Annotated in this window: 2 tRNA genes and 3 rRNA genes; all 5 read right to left on the reverse strand. The window is 47.1% G+C overall.

Annotation, left to right across the window (positions count from 1 at the left end):
• Nucleotides 1-9: 9 nt before the first annotated feature.
• Nucleotides 10-120: ribosomal RNA gene (gene rrf / locus BUC12_RS19540) — 5S ribosomal RNA — on the reverse strand.
• Between the two features lie 159 nt (nt 121-279).
• Nucleotides 280-3,163, reverse strand: a 23S ribosomal RNA gene (locus BUC12_RS19545).
• 132 nt (nt 3,164-3,295) lie between these two features.
• Nucleotides 3,296-3,372, reverse strand: a tRNA-Ala gene (locus BUC12_RS19550).
• 11 nt (nt 3,373-3,383) lie between these two features.
• Nucleotides 3,384-3,460 (reverse strand) — tRNA-Ile (locus BUC12_RS19555).
• Nucleotides 3,461-3,643: 183 nt separating this feature from the next.
• Nucleotides 3,644-5,172 (reverse strand): 16S ribosomal RNA (locus BUC12_RS19560).
• The 16S, 23S and 5S rRNA genes sit together here with 2 tRNA genes alongside, the layout of an rRNA operon.
• Between the last annotated feature and the right edge of the window lie 254 nt (nt 5,173-5,426).

The following is a 5,426-nucleotide window of genomic DNA, read 5'->3' on the forward strand; positions in this document are numbered from 1 at the left end:
TTATAAAAAAGATGGCGGTTACCTACTCTCCCACAAAACTGCAGTACCATCGGCGTGGTTGGGCTTAACTTCTCTGTTCGGAATGGGAAGAGGTGGATCCCCAACGCTATAACCACCTGAATATTTTCTGAATGAAGAATTAATAATGATGAATGAAGAATAACGTGTTTGTAAATTCTTAATTCTTAATTTTTCATTCTTAATTTTTAAGACTTGATGTAAAGAACAAGTAATTAATACTAAAGTATGTAGCAAACCTGTTGGAAGACAGGCGAATGACTTAAAAAGTTTCGGGCAATTAGTACTACTCGGCTCCATACATTACTGCACTTCCACCTGTAGCCTATCAACGTCGTAGTCTACAACGACCCTTATAAGGATATCTAATCTTGAGGCTGGCTTCGTACTTAGATGCTTTCAGCACTTATCCAATCCGCACTTAGCTACCCGGCGATGCCCCTGGCGGAACAACCGGTAAACCAGCGGTGCGTCCAACACGGTCCTCTCGTACTAGTGTCAGATCCCCGCAAATATCTTACGCCCACGATAGATAGAGACCGAACTGTCTCACGACGTTCTGAACCCAGCTCGCGTGCCACTTTAATGGGCGAACAGCCCAACCCTTGGGACCTTCTCCAGCCCCAGGATGTGACGAGCCGACATCGAGGTGCCAAACCATTCCGTCGATATGAGCTCTTGGGAATGATCAGCCTGTTATCCCCGGAGTACCTTTTATCCTTTGAGCGATGGCCATTCCATACTGAAACCACCGGATCACTATGCTCTAGTTTCCTACCTGATCGACTTGTTGGTCTCCCAGTCAAGCGCGCTTATGCCATTACACTCTGCGAACGGTTACCAATCGTTCTGAGCGCACCTTTAGAAGCCTCCGTTACTCTTTTGGAGGCGACCACCCCAGTCAAACTACCCACCATACAGTGTCCTTGTATCTACAAGTTAGAATCCAAACAATTAAAGGGCCGTATTTCAAGGATGACTCCACGAACACTAGCGTGCCCGCTTCATAGTCTCCGGCCTATCCTACACATCAAGTGCCCAGATTCAATGTAAAGCTATAGTAAAGGTTCACGGGGTCTTTTCGTCCCATCGCGGGTAATCGGCATCTTCACCGATACTACAATTTCACCGAGCTCACAGTTGAGACAGTAAGAAGATCATTACACCATTCGTGCAGGTCGGAACTTACCCGACAAGGAATTTCGCTACCTTAGGACCGTTATAGTTACGGCCGCCGTTTACTGGGGCTTCAATTCAAAGCTTCTCTTGCGATGACTTCTCCTCTTAACCTTCCAGCACCGGGCAGGTGTCAGGCTATATACTTCTTATTTCTAATTTGCATAGCCATGTGTTTTTGTTAAACAGTTGCCTTCTTCTATTCTCTGCGGCCTGCCATCTCTGACAGGCACCCTTTCTCCCGAAGTTACAGGGTCATTTTGCCTAATTCCTTAACTGTGAATCACTCGAGCGCCTTAGTATACTCAACCCAACTACGTGTGTCCGTTTTAGTACGGGTAACTTTAAGATTAGCGTTTAGCGGTTTTTCTTGACAGTCTGTTTACCTGCATATTGATTCACCAATGGTTCCTCATACTTTCAGGTTCGACTCTTTTAGCGGATTTGCCTACTAAAATCTACGTCTACGCCCTTTAACCATCTATTCCGTCAGATGGCAGCAGTGTCACTCCTGTGTCCCCACATCACTCTTAAAGCTAGTAACGGAATATTAACCGTTTCGTCCATCGAATTAGCCGTTCGGCGTCTCCTTAGGGCCCGACTTACCCTGATCCGATTAGCGTTGATCAGGAAACCTTAGTTTTTCGGCGAGGGGGTTTCTCACCCCCTTTATCGTTACTCATACCTACATTTGCTTTTCCGTACGCTCCAGAGTAGCTCACGCTACGCCTTCGACGCTGAACGGAATGCTCCCCTACCGATAATATTTATCCCATAGCTTCGGTAACATGTTTGATGCCCGATTATTATCCACGCATCGCCACTCGACTAGTGAGCTGTTACGCACTCTTTAAATGAATGGCTGCTTCCAAGCCAACATCCTAGCTGTCTTAGCGGCAACACTTCGTTAATTCAACTTAACATGTATTTGGGGACCTTAGCTGATGGTCTGGGTTCTTTCCCTCTCGGACATGGACCTTAGCACCCATGCCCTCACTCCCGGTATTAACTTATGCCCATTCGGAGTTTATCTGGACTTGATAGGCGGTGAAGCCCTCGCATCCAATCAGTAGCTCTACCTGACATAAGTAATTCGCCGAGGCTGCACCTAAATGCATTTCGGGGAGTACGAGCTATCTCCAAGTTTGATTAGCCTTTCACCCCTACCCTCAAGTCATCCGAAAGCTTTTCAACGCTTACCGGTTCGGTCCTCCAATTGGTGTTACCCAACCTTCAACCTGCTCAAGGGTAGATCACTTGGTTTCGCGTCTACTCCTATTGACTATGGCGCCCTGTTAAGACTTGCTTTCGCTTCGGATCCGTGTATACTTACACTTAACCTTGCCAATAAGAGTAACTCGTAGGTTCATTATGCAAAAGGCACGCCGTCACCATTGCTGGCTCCGACCGCTTGTAGGCACATGGTTTCAGGGTCTTTTTCACTCCTCTGTTCGAGGTTCTTTTCACCTTTCCCTCACGGTACTGGTTCACTATCGGTCTCTCGGATGTATTTAGCCTTACCGGATGGTCCCGGCAGATTCACACAGGATTTCTCGTGTCCCGCGCTACTCAGGAGTCTGCTAGGCTTGGTTATGGTTTCGTATACGGGATTATCACCTTCTTTGATTGCTTTTTCCAAAGCATTCTACTACTATAACTTCTTGCCATGATGCAGTCCTACAACCCCAATAATGCCGAAACAGTATTGGTTTGGGCTTCTCCCCGTTCGCTCGCCACTACTTAGGGAATCACTTTTGTTTTCTTTTCCTACGGGTACTTAGATGTTTCAGTTCCCCGCGTTTGCTTCTGATTTGATCAGATGATAGGCTCTTCGCCCATCGGGTTGCCCCATTCGGAGATCTACGGGTCAAGGGATATTTGCTCCTTACCGTAGCTTTTCGCAGCTTATCACGTCCTTCGTCGCCTTCGAGAGCCTAGGCATCCCCCATGTGCCCTTTTTTACTTTTTTTTCTTCGCCTGTCTCATAGTATTGCTACTATGAACGGTTTGATATATACTCGTTTTTTTTTACTTGCTCTTTTTTTACATCATGTCAAAGATCTTTTTTGCGTCTTGCCTTTGTTGCCTCGGGCTTCGGCTTTGGTGGAGAATAACGGATTCGAACCGTTGACCCCCTGCGTGCAAGGCAGGTGCTCTAGCCAGCTGAGCTAATCCCCCAAGGGTTTGCTTGGTAGTCCCAGGCAGAGTTGAACTGCCGACCTCTACATTATCAGTGTAGCGCTCTAACCAACTGAGCTATGGGACTGGCTGTTTTAGTCTTGCCCGGAGCTCCGGATTTGTCTCGGCTCCTTTGTTTCTCTTTATTTTGTGAGATTTATCTTTTTTAAAGGTTGGTTTAAACATTAAACATGGGTGATAACATCCTTTTTACGGGGTGTATATCGGCTCTTGCTTGTTTTTGCAGGGTCGTTTTTGAACAATTCTCCAGAAAGGAGGTGTTCCAGCCGCACCTTCCGGTACGGCTACCTTGTTACGACTTAGCCCCAGTCACCAGTTTTACCCTAGGACGCTCCTTACGGTTACGTACTTCAGGTACCCCCGGCTTCCATGGCTTGACGGGCGGTGTGTACAAGGCCCGGGAACGTATTCACCGCGCCATGGCTGATGCGCGATTACTAGCGAATCCAGCTTCACGAAGTCGAGTTGCAGACTTCGATCCGAACTGGGAGGGGCTTTGGAGATTGGCATCCTGTCGCCAGGTAGCTACCCGTTGTACCCCCCATTGTAACACGTGTGTCGCCCCGGACGTAAGGGCCGTGCTGATTTGACGTCATCCCCACCTTCCTCACAGCTTACGCTGGCAGTCTTGTCAGAGTCCTCAGCTTGACCTGTTAGTAACTAACAATGAGGGTTGCGCTCGTTATGGCACTTAAGCCGACACCTCACGGCACGAGCTGACGACAACCATGCAGCACCTACATACTCGCTATTGCTAGAAGGCCTGTTTCCAGACCGGTCGAGTATATTTCAAGCCCGGGTAAGGTTCCTCGCGTATCATCGAATTAAACCACATGTTCCTCCGCTTGTGCGGGCCCCCGTCAATTCCTTTGAGTTTCACCGTTGCCGGCGTACTCCCCAGGTGGATTACTTATCGCTTTCGCTTAGCCACTTATTGTAATATCACAAACAGCTAGTAATCATCGTTTACTGCGTGGACTACCAGGGTATCTAATCCTGTTTGATACCCACGCTTTCGTGCTTCAGCGTCAGTTGTAGTTTAGTAAGCTGCCTGCGCAATTGGAGTTCTTCGTAATATCTATGCATTTCACCGCTACACTACGAATTCCGCCTACTTCAAATACACTCAAGGATCCCAGTTTCAACGGCAATTTTAAGGTTGAGCCTCAAACTTTCACCGCTGACTTAAGGTCCCGCCTACGCACCCTTTAAACCCAATAAATCCGGATAACGCTCGCATCCTCCGTATTACCGCGGCTGCTGGCACGGAGTTAGCCGATGCTTATTCGTACTATACTTGCAAGAGAGTATACATACTCTTTTTTACTCTAGCACAAAAGAAGTTTACAACCCGTAGGGCAGTCATCCTTCACGCGACTTGGCTGGTTCAGACTCTCGTCCATTGACCAATATTCCTCACTGCTGCCTCCCGTAGGAGTCTGGTCCGTGTCTCAGTACCAGTGTGGGGGATAAACCTCTCAGTTCCCCTATCCATCGTTGCTTTGGTGAGCCGTTACCTCACCAACTGGCTAATGGAACGCATGCCCATCTACTACCGAATTTCTTTAACAAATATTTCCATGCGGAATCCCTGTATTATGCGGTATTAATCCGGATTTCTCCGGGCTATCCCCCTGTAGTAGGTAGGTTGCATACGCGTTACTCACCCGTGCGCCGGTCGTCATCGGTTGTATTGCTACTTCCATGTTACCCCTCGACTTGCATGTGTTAGGCCTGTCGCTAGCGTTCATCCTGAGCCAGGATCAAACTCTTCTTTGTATATTTTTTTTATTTTCTGAATTGTTCGACGTTGTCCTGCTTTTAAGCTCAAGGTTTTTTGACTTGGAGTTGATATCAATATTGCTATTGTATCACCCGTCTAATGCTTTTTTTTGTTCCTTTTATTTTGATAAATCTTTCAAAGATCGCTTTTTCTTTTCTTTTCTTTATTACCACTCTCGGTTTTAAAGCGAGTGCAAAAGTAATACACTTACCCTTCCATTCCAAATATTTTATGAGGTTTTTTTAAGAGA

It is taken from the genome of Indolivaga macrotermitis (assembly GCF_900128985.1).
Lineage (GTDB): Bacteria > Bacteroidota > Bacteroidia > Bacteroidales > Dysgonomonadaceae > Dysgonomonas_A > Dysgonomonas_A macrotermitis.